Origin of the sequence: Marinobacterium rhizophilum (assembly GCF_024397915.1) — a bacterium.
Taxonomy (GTDB): domain Bacteria; phylum Pseudomonadota; class Gammaproteobacteria; order Pseudomonadales; family Balneatricaceae; genus Marinobacterium_A; species Marinobacterium_A rhizophilum_A.
This window is the reverse complement of record NZ_CP073347.1, coordinates 5,004,603-5,021,494: the sequence shown is the minus strand read 5'-3', so window position 1 is coordinate 5,021,494 and position 16,892 is coordinate 5,004,603. Positions and strand designations below refer to the sequence as shown.

Annotated in this window: 16 protein-coding genes and 1 pseudogene; 8 read left to right on the top strand and 9 right to left on the bottom strand. The window is 53.7% G+C overall.

Translation table 11 applies throughout. The annotated features are described in order from the left end of the window. The first annotated feature begins 70 nt into the window (after positions 1 to 70). From KDW95_RS22725 to KDW95_RS22715, 3 genes are all read left to right on the top strand, one after another. Positions 71 to 847 carry an HpcH/HpaI aldolase family protein gene (locus KDW95_RS22725; protein ID WP_255854039.1) on the top strand — a complete coding sequence of 259 codons (777 nt, stop codon included), beginning with the start codon at positions 71 to 73 and terminating at the stop codon, positions 845 to 847. A gap of 487 nt (positions 848 to 1,334) precedes the next feature. Beyond that, positions 1,335 to 2,369: a LacI family DNA-binding transcriptional regulator gene (locus tag KDW95_RS22720; protein ID WP_255854038.1), complete on the top strand. Its 1,035-nt coding sequence runs from the start codon at positions 1,335 to 1,337 to the stop codon at positions 2,367 to 2,369. A 467-nt stretch (positions 2,370 to 2,836) separates the two neighbouring features. Continuing rightward, positions 2,837 to 3,532, top strand: coding sequence for an IS630 family transposase (locus KDW95_RS22715; protein WP_370646704.1), 696 nt, complete (start codon positions 2,837 to 2,839; stop codon positions 3,530 to 3,532). Between the two features lie 64 nt (positions 3,533 to 3,596). Here the strand turns inward: KDW95_RS22715 and KDW95_RS22710 are convergent, their stop codons facing one another. The 3 genes and pseudogenes from KDW95_RS22710 to KDW95_RS22705 form a co-directional block, all read right to left on the bottom strand. Beyond that, a complete protein-coding gene (locus KDW95_RS22710; RefSeq protein ID WP_255854037.1) occupies positions 3,597 to 5,327 on the bottom strand; it encodes a YfjI family protein in 1,731 nt (576 codons plus the stop codon). Positions 5,328 to 5,554: 227 nt separating this feature from the next. Next, positions 5,555 to 5,778: pseudogene (locus KDW95_RS23545) on the bottom strand (transposase domain-containing protein); the annotation flags it as partial. A 91-nt stretch (positions 5,779 to 5,869) separates the two neighbouring features. Further along, on the bottom strand, positions 5,870 to 6,025 hold the full coding sequence (locus tag KDW95_RS22705) for an IS66 family transposase (protein WP_255854036.1): 156 nt from the start codon (positions 6,023 to 6,025) through the stop codon (positions 5,870 to 5,872). A gap of 815 nt (positions 6,026 to 6,840) precedes the next feature. Between KDW95_RS22705 and KDW95_RS22700 the strand changes: the two genes are divergently transcribed. Continuing rightward, on the top strand, positions 6,841 to 7,284 hold the full coding sequence (locus KDW95_RS22700) for a hypothetical protein (RefSeq protein ID WP_255854035.1): 444 nt from the start codon (positions 6,841 to 6,843) through the stop codon (positions 7,282 to 7,284). Between the two features lie 1,030 nt (positions 7,285 to 8,314). On the opposite strand, the gene KDW95_RS22695 is transcribed toward KDW95_RS22700, so the two are convergent. Together KDW95_RS22695 and KDW95_RS22690 are read right to left on the bottom strand one after the other, a co-directional pair. Next, positions 8,315 to 9,766: an ATP-dependent DNA helicase gene (locus tag KDW95_RS22695; RefSeq protein WP_255854034.1), complete on the bottom strand. Its 1,452-nt coding sequence runs from the start codon at positions 9,764 to 9,766 to the stop codon at positions 8,315 to 8,317. Positions 9,767 to 9,929: 163 nt separating this feature from the next. Continuing rightward, positions 9,930 to 10,214, bottom strand: coding sequence for a hypothetical protein (locus KDW95_RS22690; RefSeq protein ID WP_255854033.1), 285 nt, complete (start codon positions 10,212 to 10,214; stop codon positions 9,930 to 9,932). Between the two features lie 125 nt (positions 10,215 to 10,339). On the opposite strand from KDW95_RS22690, the gene KDW95_RS22685 reads away from it, so the two are divergent. Continuing rightward, positions 10,340 to 11,551 carry an IS256 family transposase gene (locus KDW95_RS22685; protein ID WP_255853987.1) on the top strand — a complete coding sequence of 404 codons (1,212 nt, stop codon included), beginning with the start codon at positions 10,340 to 10,342 and terminating at the stop codon, positions 11,549 to 11,551. Here the strand turns inward: KDW95_RS22685 and KDW95_RS22680 are convergent. From KDW95_RS22680 to KDW95_RS22665, 4 genes are all read right to left on the bottom strand, one after another. Further along, on the bottom strand, positions 11,543 to 12,037 hold the full coding sequence (locus KDW95_RS22680; RefSeq protein WP_255856558.1) for a helix-turn-helix domain-containing protein: 495 nt from the start codon (positions 12,035 to 12,037) through the stop codon (positions 11,543 to 11,545). The genes KDW95_RS22685 and KDW95_RS22680 overlap by 9 nt on opposite strands. 118 nt (positions 12,038 to 12,155) lie before the next feature. Continuing rightward, positions 12,156 to 12,812 (bottom strand): inovirus Gp2 family protein, encoded by a 657-nt coding sequence (locus KDW95_RS22675; RefSeq protein ID WP_255854032.1) that lies wholly within the window; start codon positions 12,810 to 12,812, stop codon positions 12,156 to 12,158. Between the two features lie 289 nt (positions 12,813 to 13,101). After that, a complete protein-coding gene (locus KDW95_RS22670; RefSeq protein ID WP_255856557.1) occupies positions 13,102 to 13,269 on the bottom strand; it encodes a helix-turn-helix transcriptional regulator in 168 nt (55 codons plus the stop codon). Positions 13,270 to 13,535: 266 nt separating this feature from the next. After that, positions 13,536 to 13,829: a hypothetical protein gene (locus KDW95_RS22665; RefSeq protein ID WP_255854031.1), complete on the bottom strand. Its 294-nt coding sequence runs from the start codon at positions 13,827 to 13,829 to the stop codon at positions 13,536 to 13,538. Between the two features lie 49 nt (positions 13,830 to 13,878). Between KDW95_RS22665 and bet the strand changes: the two genes are divergently transcribed. The 3 genes from bet to KDW95_RS22650 all read left to right on the top strand — a co-directional run bounded on the left by bet (position 13,879) and on the right by KDW95_RS22650 (position 16,881). Next, positions 13,879 to 14,697, top strand: coding sequence for a phage recombination protein Bet (bet, locus tag KDW95_RS22660; RefSeq protein ID WP_255854030.1), 819 nt, complete (start codon positions 13,879 to 13,881; stop codon positions 14,695 to 14,697). 71 nt (positions 14,698 to 14,768) lie between these two features. After that, positions 14,769 to 15,809 carry a YqaJ viral recombinase family nuclease gene (locus KDW95_RS22655; protein WP_370646652.1) on the top strand — a complete coding sequence of 347 codons (1,041 nt, stop codon included), beginning with the start codon at positions 14,769 to 14,771 and terminating at the stop codon, positions 15,807 to 15,809. A 112-nt stretch (positions 15,810 to 15,921) separates the two neighbouring features. Further along, positions 15,922 to 16,881, top strand: coding sequence for an AAA family ATPase (locus tag KDW95_RS22650; protein ID WP_255854029.1), 960 nt, complete (start codon positions 15,922 to 15,924; stop codon positions 16,879 to 16,881). The last annotated feature ends 11 nt before the right edge of the window (positions 16,882 to 16,892 follow it).

Here is a 16,892-nt window from a genome sequence, read left to right as displayed (position 1 = left end):
GCCCAAACCATCAGCCAGGGGCCAAAGGTCGCCGCTCCCTGCCCCTAGATACCAACCCTAAGGTGAAGTCATGAAGAACGGAAAAAGCTTAAAAGAAAATCTCCGTAATAAAGTTCCACTGATGGGCACGTTTGTTAAAACCCCCTCACCGATTATCGTCGAAGTGTTGGCTAACAGCGGCCTGGACTTTCTAATTCTGGATGCTGAGCATTCGCCCTTTGGGCGTGAGGCACTGGATCTATGCATCATGACAGCTCGCCTGAAAGGCTGCCCGGTACTGGTAAGGGTTCCTGAAATGTCGCCGAGCGCCATTTTGAATGCGCTGGATCTGGGAGCCACAGGTGTCGTGGTACCACACCTGACCTCTGCACAGCAGGCAGAGGAAATGGTGAAGATATGCCACTACGGTGCCGGAGGACGCGGCTATGCCGGATCCACCCGTGCGGCCGATTATGGCACGGTGCCCATCAGCACCCATCTCGCCAATTCCGCTGCGCAGACGGTAATCATCGGGCAAATTGAAGATCCAGCCGGGGTTGAAGCCATCGACGAGATCGCCGCTGTGCCGGGGCTGGACTGCCTATTCATAGGCCGCGTCGACCTGACTATCGGCTATGAAGCGACCAGTCCTCAGGATCCTGTCGTTGAAGCTGCAGTCAAGCGTGTCTGCGAAGCCGCGGGAGCTGCCAATCGGGCACTTGGTATGTTCCTACCCAACATGACGGAAGTGCCACGTTTTCTAGATAGCAACGTCAGCCTCTTTGCCATGGCATCCGAACATCAGATGATTCGCGAAGGCTTCCAGTCCTACCTCAAGAGTGAAGAATGGACTGAAGCGCAACTCTGACATTGAAGGCCTAGGCGGCGCCCATACAGGGGGCCGCTGTGGCTTCGAAGCCGTTTGAGTTTCGAAGTACCCGCTACATCGAACCACTGAGCTGGAATGATGAGTATTTACCTATAAAGATTGGCCAAAAGCAACGCAAAGCTTTGGCACCCTAACAAGGTTCCATGCGGATTCAGCCCCTAGTAAGGGGCTGACCAGCCTAACGCTTCAACAAATCAGTGCCAGCGACTAAGATCACACATCTGCAGTGATACATTATCAGTAACACCAGCCGACTCACGATAAATCCCAACCTTTACTGGACACTTGCTACCCCATCTCGATGATGTGCATAAATTATTCTTAAAATTCATCATGCTGCATCAGATTAAGACGCCATTGCGAGCACCATTGCATACGTTTACACTTGCAACAAGTCAATCACAGTTGTCAGAGTTGCCGGTCTTATTCGACTACACCACTGAAATTGAAGTCATAGGAGCCCATCATGGCGCGTGAACGAATAACCTCTTTCGATGTAGCGCGGGAAGCGGGTGTCTCACAATCAGCTGTTTCCAGGGCGTATACATCGGGCGCCAGCATTTCCAAAGCGACCAAGGATAAGGTCTTCGCCGCGGCCAGTAAGCTGGGATATCAGCCCAATGCCATCGCACGCAGCCTGATCAGCCGTCGCTCCAACATGATCGGCATTGTTATGGCCGATATTATCAACCCTTTTTACCCGGCCGTGTTAGACATGTTCATGCGCCGCTTTCAGGAACGTGGTCACAGGGTGCTGTTGTTTATGGCGTCAAGGGATCAGAATATCGATGATCTGCTGCCCCAATTGCTAGAATACCAGGTCGATGGTCTCGTCATCACCTCATCAACATTGTCATCGGAAATGGCGGACCACTGCACCAAGCTCGGCACTCCCGTAATACTGTTCAATCGTTATGTGCCCAATGTTGAAGCCAGTTCAGTCTGTTGCGATAACATCGATGCCGGTCGTTCGGTGGCAGACTTATTCTTGAGTGCCGGCCATCAGCAATTGGCCTACATTGCCGGTATCGAAAACACCTCAACCAACCAGGATCGTGAACATGGGTTCAGCTCACGCATCAAGGAGCGTCGGGCACAACCGGTACTGCGTGAAACCGGCCACTATACGTATGAAGGCGGCTATCAGGCCGCACTACGCCTGTTCCAGCAGCAGATACGGCCAGATGCCATTTTCTGCGCCAATGACATCATGGCGCTCGGTGCGATGGATGCGCTGCGCGGCGAACTGAAACTACGCATACCGGACGACGTATCCATCATCGGCTTCGATGATATTGCATCGGCGGCCTGGCAAGGCTACCGCCTCACTAGTATTCGACCGCCCGTCGGGCGTATGGTCGATGCAACGGTTAACAATCTGATCGAACGCATCGAGAACCCCGAGATACCGCTGGCGGCACTGCTGGAAACCGTGGATCTGGTAGTGCGGGACTCGGCACGCCTTCCCGAGCACTTAGGCCTACGCCACACCCGGGAGTAAGACGAGAATAATCGCCGCAAGGGGTAGCGATTGGCTGCGTAGTTTTCAGGTTTTGCCCGCAGCCTGCCTAAGTTTTATCCTTTATATGGTCTCCTCCCGTCTTGCAAATACGGTAAAAATGAACACTGCTAGGCATGGAAAAATTAGATGCACGGAAGCTGAGTTCAGAGCTTCAGTAGCACAACTGAAAGCAGGTCACCCGCATGCTCGAAGCCGGACATGGCCGGGATTAGATCGCCCAGGCTTTGGAGGTCCACTCCGGCACAGCCTGCCACTGGAATTACACCTACTAACATCCAGGTGAGACTGCCATACAGCTGGGAGAACGTGGTCGTCGAAGTAACGAGGACCGAATGCTGTCGCCCTCTCAGGAAGCCGTACTTCAGGCCATCACGTGCGATAAGTGCCCAGATCATTTGCCCTTGGCCCTCTGGAACCGGCCGGCCACTAAAAGCCTTATCTGAAAGCTGTGGGGTATCCGGATTGCCACACGTACCATCAGCACCTATCTTGCCCGCTGGGGATTTACGCCGCAGAAGCCCGCCAAGCAAGCCTACGAGCAGCGCAGCAAAGAGGTACAGCACTGGCTGGACAATACCTATTCCTTTATCAAAGCCCGGGCGCAGCTGCACAATGCCGAGATTTTCTGGGGTGATGAAACCGGCGTACGTAATCAATGCCAGCACGCACGAGGGTTTGCGCCGAAAGGCAAAACACCTGTGGTGAAGGCGAATGCAAAGCAGCTGTCGGTCAACATGATTTCGGCGATCACGAACCAGGGCAAGGTCCGTTTCATGGTCTATCAGGAGACGATGACGGCCAAGGTCCTGATCCGCTTCTTCAAGCGGCTGATAGCATCATCACATAAGAAGGCCTTTCTGATTCTGGACAACCTGCGTATGCATCATGCCCATCTCGTGCGGTCGTGGCTGGAGAAGCACAAGCAGGAAATCGAGGTATTCTACCTCCCGTCCTACTCGCCGGAACTGAACCCGGATGAGTACCTGAGCTGCGACCTGAAACACGGCATCCGCGCATCCTCACCGGCCCGAACGGTTGATGACCTGAAGAGTAAAATCAACAGTCACGTAAGGATGCTGCAAAAGAAGCCCGAGCGCGTGAAAAAGTACTTCCAGCACTGTCATATCGCCTACGCGGCGTGAATGTATTTGTCGGCCGGCTTAATACCCTCACAGAAATATTTAAGCGCAAAAGATACTACCACTTCTATCCCTTATCGTATTTATCGACTAGTATAAAGTACTCTTTTTTTGCTCTTCTACTATGAGGAATAGCGGAATAACCGTTACCATGATTAGTTTCAAGAACTTTAAGAACCTGGTCTTCATAAAGAGGTAAATTTCTTATTGTATACTGAAAACCATTTTTCATCTCAGGAGAATCCGCCTCATGAACTATTGACTCGGAAAATGAATAGCTGAATGAGCTTCTAGGCCCTTTGTTTTCTTTTATATGTCCCATCCTAGCCAACAATCTAACTGCCGCATTAAAATTTTTACGATCGCGCAAAACCGCAGCCCCACTACGAGCCACATCAGAATAATTAAAATCAATTAAAACCCCTCTTCTAAGCTTCAAGCTCGTTTCCGGATCCTCAAACACCTTACGATTTAAATTATTTTGATTGCTTTTGACAAGCTTAAAGATTTCTCCGACTATCGTTTCGGCATTCTTCACAACAAAAGGAGTGCCTGCTAAATGCATCAAAAAATGATTAGAGCATCTAACGACGACCTCAAATGCAAATATTAACGTATCTTCTTCTATTTCATCTTCATTTTGACTTTCAAAGTAATGAACCAGACCAGCGACGCGACTTACATTGTCCATCAATTTTGATGCATGGTCATGATAGTGCTCATATAGAAGCCCAGTATTCATTTCATTTTCTATCTTCTCCGCATACTGGCGCCAGCGCTCAGAAGCACGCGGCGTAAATTTGAGCAATTTTTTTTCATTACCTTTATTTGACAAAACCATTAATTCACTAATTCTCTTGGAAAAACCATCCAAATAATCAAGTTTCCCCATACACCTAAACTGACGCTTACCAGCACGGCCAGCCGGTTTAATGGTCAAGAACCTTGCCAAAAATCCAATCCCTCTCGCCTCCTCGCCACGCTTGGATATAAAACGTTTTATAACATCTTCCTGTGCCATTAACATCAAAGTCAATCGCGCATCTGAAAGATGAAAGCTCTCACTGGAAACACGATCAACAAATATTTCTCTACCATCCCACAAGCTATTAATCAGGCTTAAATCATTAAAAGCCCGCCCATGAAATATACTATTAGCCTCACTAGATAACAGACAAGCATTCCTACCCTGAAAATACATTGCCTGAAGTAAAGCCATTGGTGTACTGTCTTCATAAATAAACTTAAGGCGTTTTGGTTCTCTTGGCACCCGTCCTTTATGATCCCTTAAAAACCCCTCTAATCTTAACAAATCACTCGAACTTTCATTATCTTTATTTCTAGCGAAATTTCTTACAGCCTTTTTATATTCTGATTTCAACGAAGAGTCGCTTACCTTCCATATTTCATATTCTTGTTCATAGCCAATTTTGTTTTCGCTATGCTCTTCAAAATATTTTTTCTGTACATCCCTAAGGGCATTAAAAAAGCATTTTTCCACTGTTGTTTTTCGTTCTCCCGACTCTGCTATGATTAACAGCATTAGAGAGCCGGCCACCTTATTACCAGTCGGTTGCTCAATATCAAAGATACCTTGGCATGCAGTTGAAATTGCACCAAACGCTGCTAAAGTCACCATCGACTTATCGACTTGAAGTTCCCTACTTGACTCCAACAGCGTCGCCTCAAGCAATGAGCCCTCCTTGTAATTTGGCCACGATGAATCCCTATAAGGGCTAAAATCAAGTTCTACATTACTATCATCGTAGGTAGATTCCGTTCTATTTCCATCAACCATGTTAAGGACCTGTTACTAAATGTGAAGACTAAGGAACCTTACCTACACTGGTAGGCTCGATATCATAGCCATTACAATACCGCACAAAAAACCGGCATGAACAACTCTAGTTAAGAATGCACTAACCTCAGACTAAATTCGAGCCTAGAGTGCTCAAAAAATCTATTGCCACTTAGTGTAAGAATTACGCTGATCGTTTTCTAAAAATATCCTTGAAGCATATGCGGTCATTCTGAGGCGCTATTGACCTTCCGATGGAGATCCGAACGCAGTGGGTTGGCCTTCCAGAGCCGAGGTGTCAGATCAGCGACCTCGCTAGCCGGATGGCTGCTGACCCGCAGCAACACATCGGTCAGGTAGGTATAGGGATTGATGCCGTGCAACTTGCGGGTACTGATCAGGCTCTGAAGATCCCGACGTGCTCGGTTCCCAGTTCAGCCCAGCAAAAGAGCCGGACCTTTCAGGAACACCCGCAGTTTATGCTCTCGAGTGAGAACATAGATCAGGCCCTTCTTCGGCGGATTTGATAGCGTCAGATCACCCTATTGTAACTGCGCCTGGCTCCACTCGAAGAAGGCACCGACCACCGGCTTGCTGTGTGTCCGCCGATACTGCTGCTTTTTATCGCTGTCCAGACGCGGCTCGCTGATCTGCTCTTCGCCCCAGTACAGGCGGCGATTTGATCTAGTGCTTCGCATACCGTTGCCGGCTAGGCCGACTCCGCCTCGATAAGCTGACGACGACTGTGAACCTTATCTGGTGCCCTTGATAAGGCCCATTATCCCGAGTCGATTTTTATCCAGAGTTGAACATAAAATTGTAAGGCCTTTGGACGCTGGCCAGTATTGTTTACCGTACCGGTGAACGTTCGGTGGTACAGGCGTCAGATGCCGATCCGATTCGAGACGCCCCGCTCGGGCGAGGCCTGTGTGGCGCATGGCGAGATTGCCAAGTTGCCCGTTGCGTCTGCAAGGTGGCTGCTCGTTTTCTCGACACGGCACCTATCCCCGTGTAACACCTACCGGTACACGGATGCCGCGCTGGCAATGCCCGGAGGGCCATCGCACGTTCAGCTTGTTGCCGGACTTCTGCCCGGCACGCTCGCAGCGTTGGATCGGGTTGTCCTGCACATTGAACATGCCGGCAGTGCCGAAGCCGCCGCTGATACGTTACGCCCCGACGATATTGCCCTACCCAGCGCTGTTCGATGGATCTGCCGCCAGATTCACCTGGTACGAGAAGCATTAACCGATTGTTTTGCAGACGGCACCGGCGTTGTTCCGCAGCTGCCAACCCAGTATCACGTCGTTCCGAGAGAGGCTGCAGGGGCCCGGTGCTTTGTCGTCGCTGCGCACAACGTTCGCCGTTTATCTGCCAAGTCTGCCGGCGCCTATGGGGTTCGCCCCGCGCGGCTCGGATCTACAGCGCATCCAACACAACTCTGGGGCAGCCCCGCCCACTCCTCGGCATTAACGTTGTCACCGTGTGTTATTGACGTAACAAGAGTTGAGCGGTGCACAGCGAGCAAGCGGTATCCATTTTCGAGACCCGGTTAGCCAGGTTACAGAACGTTTGGCGGGAGAACCGCTGCCTCAAGGCGCCTTCGATTGACCAGTATCTCTACTGGATCCGCCGTTTCCATCACTACTGCATGGCTGAAGCCCTTGATGCCGATGAACAGCTGACGCAGGCCGGCGTGAATACCTTTGCCCAGTGGTACGCACCACAGCGGCAGATTGATGCTGAGTGTGCCTGCCAACGAGCGCAGACCGCGCTGCGGGCTTGGGCCCTTGGTTTATGCACCTCGGGCGTCAAGGTCCCTGCGTGGCAACCCGGCACGGATCGCACCTCTGAGCCCACTCCCGACGACAGGATTTCGCCGAACATCTACGGCAAGATCGGGGCAACCCGGAAGGTACCATCAATAAGAAGCTGGCCCATGTTCGCCGCTTCCTAAAGTTTATCGGCTCCCGGCATCGGTCGCTGCGGCGCCAAAAGCTGACAGATATCGATGCGTTCCTGGTGGATTGCAGCAAGCACTTTGCGCGCACGACCACGGCAGACATCGGCGGTAGATGCGTTTTCTATTGGCCACCAGGCAGGTATCCACTGACTTGGCATCTTCCATCGTGACGCCAGTCGTGCGCCACTATGAACGGCCACTGCGGGCGCTGCCGTGGGATGATGCCCGCCGCATTCTGGCGGCCATTGATCGCAGGACACCCGTCTGGCTGCGCGACTATACGTTGCTCTTGCTGATGAGCCGTTACGGCTTGGGGGCCGGCGAGGTGATCCGCCATATACTCGTCCGCCATGCCAAGACAGCCGGCGTAACGGCCGCGTGTTTAGGTAGCCATGTGCTGCGCCATACGCATGCATGCCGGCATGCATGGAGCAGGAGACCTGCCCCAAGGTGCTGAGGACATTTTCGGCCATCGCTCGACGGAGTCGCTTTCCGCCTATGTGCGCATCGCCACCGAACTCTTGCGCCAACTGCCTCTGCCGGCGCCCAAGTGACGCCCATCAGCGCGGCGGAACTCGCCGAAGACATCGCCCATTTTGTCGCCATCAAGCGTGCGATGGGACATTCGTACCGCCGTAGTGAGCTAACGCAGAAGAGCTTTCAACACGCTGTCGAACAACGGGCTGGTTTGCATGCCAAGGTGCCGTTTGATGCCGTGCTGCATGAGTGGTTGTCGCGTAGCTCACATCGGCAACCCGTCACCGTGGGACTGAGGTTTGGCGTTGTCCGGTAACTATGCCTGTATCGCCGCCGTTAAGCCCATCAGCATAGCAAGCCACCAACCCCGGTGATCCCCCCGGCTATGGTATTCCATAACTTCACCATTTATACGCAGCTTTACGCCGCCGCCAACAACTGCCGTTCTCATATATTTTATTAATTTGACGCTACTTACCCAGATATTCTGATACTAAGTATCAGAATATCTGGGTTTGTAATGTCACTTTTATTTTTTCTTACTATTTTAGGTTACAACTATCAGCGAATTCGACGCCCGAGTCACCGCCGTGTACAACCAGCGACAACCATCCTCGGTGTCCAACCTTACCCCTAGCGGATCTACGATCACCTGCTGCCACTCCCCGCCCTGGGCCTTATGGCAGGTCATGGCGTAGCCAAACTTCACTTGGACAGCGTTGTAGTAAAGGTCAGCCTGGAGCAGCTCTCTAAACTCGGAACTATCGGGATCCACGCGGGGATGTCGCTGCCTGACCAACTCGAAGAGTGCGAACTGCTCACAGTCCTGCAGATCACGGTGACCTGAGAACAGTAAGTTCTCCAGCACCATGCACTTGATCGTGCTCGACTCGTTTGTCGACGCATCCGGTTTAAGCAGCATTTCTCTGAAATATAAGTCCACCGCTTGCCCATTGGGCAGCCGCACCTGCTCCCGCCAGCTGGAGGGATGGATGCCCACTACCCGAACCAAATCACCATTACTTAGCCCAGCACTCGGGCAGTTCCGAGTCACCAACAGTTTGTCGCGCACGACGACAGGACTGTAGGGATTACCCCACAGCTGCTCCCTAACCCCTAGGTTGTAATCAAGCGCCAGTGCGTTGCTGTACACTACGGCTGCCGAGGGCTGTTGCTGGCGGACGTTGTTAGCAATCGTTCGAACCGCTGAAAGGAAGTCGGCAGGTACGATGTCATGGCCGTTAAAGGGTATTTCGACTGCGCCGCCGGAAGAATGGAAGATCCAGTCACGGATGGCGTTCGCCCAGGCCAGAATCCCGCTGTTCTCTCCTTGCCGCATGACCGTGGTCAATTCATACCGTCGCGCTTGCAGCCCGAAATTACTGTACAAGCACTCGGGGCTCAGTGCCGGCGATTGCTGACTCCCCACCGGAGGCAACTGAGCCAAGTCACCGACAAACAGAAGTTTGATCGGACGACTCACAATACCTTCCCTATAGAGGTACTGGACGTATCCCACCAGGTCACTCAGCAGCCTTCCTGAACCAAATCGCATTGATGGCTGAAAGAGCGCAGTATTCCCAACCATTGATGCTTCATCAACGATCATCAGATCAAAGGGGTTACCTTGCTTCCTGATCGTAAAGTCCATGTGCAGCGCGCTGAGCCCTTCCTCAGGGCGTGCGTCGTCTACGCTCAGGTTTGCCATGTAGTAGATCGCCCCATGCAGTGTCGATACGGCGACAGGTCCAAGCGTCTTGGGCAGCAGCCAGTTGAGCTTGCCTTGCAATATCTGGGCAGCACGTCCTGTCGGCGCCACGAGTAGGCTTTCCATACCCAATTGATGAACAAGCTCGATGATCATGGAAACCAGTGTGGTTTTGCCTGTGCCTGCACTGCCACAGAGTACAAATGCCTCCAGGTCAGGGTTGTTGAGAAAGTGCTTGATAGCCTCCAGGGCTTCGAGCTGATCAGGGTTGAGCTGAATCTGTCTGTTCATGTGATCTAGGTCCAAATAAAGGCTACAGCTTCCCCTGGGCTTGGGTAGCCCATATGCAGAAGCTGTGGCGGGGGTGGTGTAGAAGAAAGGTGCAGGCGATTAACAGAATGCCGTGCAGGATGGAGTCGGCTCTACGATGTGAGCCGGCGATGAGCAAACGAGATCAAAGCAGACCTGACTCGATCATGTCGATCAGATTGAAGACACCGAAACCAGACATGCTCTGGTCACGAGCGATCCACTTGCCTTTGCCTGGCCAGAAGTCGATCAAGCCGCCGTTACCGGTGACTATCAGGTGGATGCCGTCATTGTTAGTGCAGTACTCAATGTTTCTGCTCTCCAGCAATTGGCGGCTGGATTCACGGTTCATGGCGCGCTTATTGGTGCGCTTGGTTGGTTCTTTTCCATTCTTTTTCGAGTCGTTCATGGAAGGTAGTATTAACATCATTTGGTCCTCTAGCTGTGTGATGGCGTTCGAGAGATTTACCTCTCCGTATCATTATCCTGAGCCGTAGAGAGTGTAAAAAAATCTGTGTAAGTGGCATTCTTCCAACCTGTTGAAAGGACAACAGAATGCCTATATCAGACACCCTTATAGATCAGTTGCTGGAAGGCTGCTCCAGCCCTGAAGATATCCTCGGCGAGTCCGGCCTTCTCAGGCAGCTCACCAAAAAAGTGGCCGAGCGAGCCTTGGAGGCCGAGATGGAAAGTCATCTCGGTTATGCAAAACACGACACAGCCGGTAAAAATACCGGCAATTCCCGCAACGGCAAGAATCGTAAGTCAGTCCGTTCCATTCACGGTGATATCGACCTGGATGTACCGCGAGACCGCAACGGCACCTTTGAGCCCCAGCTGGTTAAAAAAGGCGAGAAGCAGCTACAGGGCTTCGATGACCGGATCGTGTCGTTGTACGCCCGAGGCATGACCACCCGTGATATCCAGGCCCACTTTCAAGAAACCTACGGCGTCGAGGTCTCGCCAACCTTTATCTCCCAGGTGACGAATGCCGTGATGGATGAAGTGAATGCCTGGCAAAATCGGCCACTGGATACGGTCTACCCCATCGTCTATCTCGATGCCTTGGCGGTTCGCAGCCGCGAGTCCGGCATGGTTCAGAACAGGTCGGTTTATCTGGCGTTAGGCATCAACATGGACGGTGAGAAAGAACTGCTAGGCCTATGGATGGCGCAGACAGAGGGTGCCAAGTTCTGGCTGTCAGTGGTCACCGAGCTCAAGAACCGCGGTGTGCAGGATATCCTGATCGCCTGCGTCGATGGTCTGAAGGGGTTCCCAGAAGCCATTGAAGCCGTGTACCCCAAGACCCAGGTCCAGCTGTGTATCGTGCACCAGGTACGTTATTCGTTGCGTTACGTAAGCTGGAAACAACGTAAGGAGGTGGCTGCCGACCTGCGCACTATTTACGGCGCAGTGACACTCTCCGCAGCCGAGACTGCGCTGGACGCCTTCGCGGCCAAGTGGGACGAAGAGCACCCAACGATCAGCCGTTCCTGGCGAGCAAACTGGGAACGCCTGTGCGTGTTCTTCGATTACCCGCCACAGATCCGCAAGGTGATTTACACCACCAACGCGATCGAGTCCCTCAACGCCTCGTTGCGCAAAGTGACCAAGACTCGCCGCTCATTCCCGACCGACAAATCGGTGATGAAAGTGCTCTATCTGGCGTTGCACCACATCTCAAAGAAGTGGACGATGCCGATCAGGGACTGGAAACAGGCGATGAGTCAGTTCATCATCATTTTCGGTGATCGACTCTCACTGTGATATACCGCTACTTACACAGAAAAATTTACAGTCTCGAGCCGTATTTTTTAACTGCTCTGACGTACCACCCCCTCCGGGTGACAGCCCTTTTGCCTTGCAGTGCCGAAAGGCCTGTAGGGCCTGCTTCAGGTATTCAGGCCTTTCGGCAGCCCAATGCAGCAACGTCCGTGCAGCACCACTGGGTTGACGGCGCCCTTGCTCCCATTCACTGACAGTGCGGGGGCTGATCCCCAAACAACGGGCAAATGTTGCCTGTGTCAGCTTCAGTGATTTGCGGGCCTGGATTGCCGCCAGCACCACTGGGTCTGTCGTGCGGACAACAGGGTCTTCGGGAGCACTCCAAAGACACGCATTACCCCCTGTTTTCGACGGCCGTGACGGGGTTTCAGGAGGATGCGGATGGGGTTGCCAACCGTTCGAGGGGGCTTTGCTTATGTGCACCCCCTGCTGCAAGACGTCCGGGTGCTCCTGCTCATACTGGCGCATCCAGCGGTCGGCCCAAGATAAGTTATCGTCGGACATGATTCGGTCTCCTGCATACATGGTAAGAACGGCAAAGCCGCAGTCATACCATCTACAGGAGAGCCCGACAGTCAGGGCCTTGTTACTTGCGTGTCGAACCAAAGCTCTGGAACCCTCGGCCGAAACACTTGGTGTCGACCTTGCATAGATAGCTAGCACGGGAGAACAAGTCCGCCATTTGAACATAGCTATCAGAGCGATTAAGGAAGTACTCAGGATTGTCGGGAACATGCACAAGGCCAGGATTGATGTGGTATGGAATACCGACGGCCGAGCACCACGCGTTCAGAATCATCGTCATCAGACTGCCCTTACTGGAGTGATACTCACCCAGTGAGCAGAAGACCTCTCGATTGAAGAGCAGCAACAGATGGTAGTGCGGCGTACGGGCATCTTTTAGCTCCCTTGCCCAGACCATCCTGATCGTTGAGCGATAGACAGGTTTGCCCTGTCGAGCCCGACGTTGCTGATAGCTCGCCATTCTGGAATCCAACGCTTTCTTGAAGCGCTCCATGGCGTCATTGCCAGACAGGATGTCACCTGTCAGACCACTGCACCTCAGGTCTACCCGAACAGCAAATACTCTCTCGAACTCCTGTGTGGCGTTGTCGATAACGTAGAGCAGACGATCCAGGTACTCTTTGACCAGTGGCCCACCCTCGTAGAGAGGCCAGCCGCAATACTTGGATTCGTTCCAGAGGGTTAGGTTATGGTTTTCCAGTACACGTTTCTGATACATGATGAACTCCGTTGAAGTCAGAGTCCTCGTTAGCCATACACGAACACACTGACCAAATGTTTAGTCAGTAAGTTATGCATATAGTATGAAGAGTTAGCGCACTTGAGCGCTTAGCCAGTGGGGAGGGGGTTTATATTATTATACCGGTGCCATATAGACGGCAAACCTTGGCAAACAACCCCAAAAACCCCACAAATCGCGGCGTTTTGATGATCTGGCTACTCGAGGAAACTAGCAGGTTGCAGGAAAATGAAGAAATGAAGCGACGACCTCTTGGGTTTTGCCGGTTCTACGGAGTATCTGGCAGACCTCGCTCGTCTATACGCGCTTGAATCCAAGCAAGCACTTCCTCCTCGACCCAGGCAACAGAGTTAGATCCGGTGCGGGCGGCGGCTGGGAACGTGCCAGCTTGAATTTTGCGGTAAAGATTTGAGCGGGACAAAGCAGTCAGGTACATGACTTCGGGTAAACGTAAGAGACGCATGAGTATTGCTCCATTATAGGTTCATGCAATACTTCAGATCTGTAGAAAATAACTCTGAGCGCCCACAACCCAGCCGCTTGAAATCACTCCGAGATGCGCTCGCAATTTCGATTCAAAATAATCTCAGATACATATTACCTACCCGAGCACACACCAGGTGACGTGCTTCAGGACCGGGTTCCCTTGGTCCGTCTCTGACTCTTTTCTGTATCTGGAGATTACCCATGAAGATTCGATGTTCAGCCTGCGATTCGACGCAGGTGATGACCCGTGACTATGGCAAAAAAGTAGGAGCCGTCGCCGGCGGCGTGGCCGGTACGGTGACCGGTTTTAGCGGGGCGCTGTCCGGCTCGCGTGTTGGCATGGCTGTCGGTGTAGTCGGTGGTCCGGTGGGGGTGGCCGCGGGCGGAATTGCCGGGGCTATCATTGGCGGTTTGGTTGGCGGTGCGTCTGGCTGCATTGCTGGCGCCAAGATCGGTGCGGTGGTTGATGCGCGTGTACTGGATAATTTCGAGTGCAGTGACTGCGGCCATACCTTCTCACTGCATCTTTCCGCTCAGCCCTCAGATGGAGGGCATCACCATGGATAAGCCCAAACTGACCGAGCGCTTTGCCGAGCGCTTCAATGTCGATCCCGCCAAGCTATTCGAGACGCTCAAGGCCACCGCTTTCCGACAGCGGGATGGCAGTGCGCCGAGCAACGAACAGATGATGGCATTGCTGGTTGTTGCGGACCAGTATGGCCTCAATCCGTTCACCAGGGAGGTCTATGCCTTTCCGGACAAGCACGCCGGGATCATACCGGTGGTTGGGGTCGATGGTTGGTCACGGATCATCAACCAACACGATCAGTTCGATGGCATGGAGTTTCGCAGTGCCGACACCCGCGTCACGCCTGATGGTGCCAAAGAATGCCCGGAGTGGATGGAGTGCATCATTTACCGGCGCGACCGCTCGCATCCAGTCAAGATCACGGAGCACCTGGATGAGGTCTACCGTCCACCGTTTGAGGGTGTTGGAAGCAATGGCCCTTACCGTAACAGCGGCCCTTGGCAGACCCACACCAAACGCATGCTCCGGCACAAGGCGATGATTCAGTGTTCGCGCCTTGCCTTCGGCTTTGTCGGCATCTTCGATCAGGATGAAGCCGAGCGGATCATTGAAGCACAGGCCACGGTCGTGGTTGAGCCTCAGCTGGCCGATCTCTCACAAATCCCTGCGCGGACCCAAGGCCTGGTCAGCAAGCTGATCGAACGTGCCGAGTCGTCCGGCGCCTGGAATAGCGCGCTGGAATACGCACAGGAGCACTTCCAAGGGATGGATCTGACGTTCGCTCAACAGCAGATTCATCTCGCCCGCCAACAGGTGCCCGCACCACTTGAGGCGCGCCAGGCGTCCTGAGCCTTTCCCACTAACCCACCCGGGGAGACAGTCCCCCCCGGCCGGGTGCTGCCTCCCGCTTAGGAGGCTGCATGCGTATCGTGGATCTCTCCCAGCGAACACCCGCTTGGCACCGCTGGCGTAATGGCGGTATTACGGCGTCGGAAGCCCCGGTTATCATGGACCGTTCGCCCTATAAAACACCCTGGCGCCTGTGGGCCGAAAAAACGGCACTGATACTGCCTGACGACCTGTCCGCTAACCCTAACGTGCAACGCGGTATCCAACTGGAACCCAAAGCACGCCTGGCCTTCGAACAGGCGCACCAGGATCTGCTGCTGCCGCTGTGCGCCGAAGCGGACCACAACCATCTGCTGCGTGCCAGCTTCGATGGCATCAACAATGCCGGTGAACCAGTTGAACTGAAATGCCCCACCGCCCGCGTATTCGAGGAGGTACGCTCAGGCGCGGAACAAAGCAGCACCTATCAGCTGTATTGGGTTCAGGTGCAACACCAGATCCTCGTCGCCGGCGCAGACCGAGGCTGGTTAGTGTTCTTCCATGACGATGAACTGGTCGAGTTCGAGGTCACCCGGGATGATGCCTTTCTCAGCACGCTGGAAGACACCGCCCGTCAGTTCTGGACGCTGATCGATACCCGGCAGGAACCCGATAAATGCCCTGAGCGGGATTACTTTGTTCCCGCAGGGGCTGATCAGTCTCGCTGGGCAGCCCTGTCCCAACACTATCTGGAGGTGAACCATCAAGCCAAAGCACTGGAGCAACAACTCAAAACACATAAGCAGGCCATGACCGAGGTGCAGCAACGCCTGGTGGCGATGATGGGTGCATTCGCCCATGCCGAGTATGCCGGCATTAAAATCTGCCGTTATTGGGTCAACGGTAATATCGATTATCCCGTGCTCATTGCCGAGCAGCTGGGCGAGATCGATGAAGCCTGTCTCACTCAGTACCGCAAACCTGCATCGGAGCGCATCCGCCTCACCGTCACTCAGCCCGAGGCGGCAAACACGGCCATCCCAGCAACTGCCCCAACTGAGGAGCACACGGCGCAGGAGCCAATAGCGCAGCCCACTTTGCCCTCAAAACAACCACGCTCATTTTATTTCTGAATAGCCACGGCGCACGTCGCCGACCTTAGCTCCACCCACAACCACCACTCCATCAATAAAAGCCCCCTGACCTCCTGGTCAGGGGGCTTTTGTATTTATGCCGAGGTTAATCATGACGGATACAACGCACTACCTGGTTCAGGTGAACACCACCTTCAACGTGCCGGCACCCGACAGCTTTGTACTGGAGGGATACGGCCCTGACAATGACCATCCCAATATCCCGCGTCTCAGAGATGAGTATGTGTTTCGCAAGGAGGATCTGCGTGATGTATTGGCCTTTTTGTCCAACCCGGACGGTGACGGTCTGTACATCAGCGGCCCCACGGGATGTGGCAAGACGTCGCTGATCTGCCAGATCGCCGCACGCCTTAATTGGCCCGTACAGCAGATCACGGCCCACGGCCGGTTGGAGCTGTCGGATCTCACCGGGCATCACACCCTGGTCAACGGCAACATGGCCTTTGTTGACGGCCCTCTGGCGTTAGCGGTTAAACACGGTCACCTGCTGATCATCAACGAACTTGACCTGGCAGAACCGGCAGAGCTAGCCGGGCTTAATGACATACTTGAGGGCGCACCGCTGGTCATCCCCCAGAACGGCGGTGAAATCATTCAGCCCCATCCCAAGTTCCGCTTTATCGCCACCGGCAACAGTGCCGGCAGCGGCGATCAGACGGGGCTGTATCAGGGCGTTCTGCAACAGAACCTGGCCTTCCTGGATCGCTTTCGCCTCCTTGAGGCCCGCTATGCCGACACGGCTATAGAAGAAGCCATACTCGAGCGCGTCGTGCCTGCATTGCCGGAGCTCTTCCGACAGAAGATGGTGAAGGTCGCCAACGATATCCGACGCTTGTTTATCGGAGGTGCCGACAACGGCGCCGAGCTCAGCATCACACTGTCAACGCGCACCCTGCTGCGCTGGGCCAAGCTGACACTGGCCTTCAAGGGCGCCCCCAATGCGGTGGAATACGCCCTGGTCCGTGCCCTGACGGCCCGGGCAGAACCGGAGCAGCGCGAAGCCATTCACCGTATTGCCGCCGATGTCTTTGGCGATCACTGGCAGGCATGACGCAAGCACCT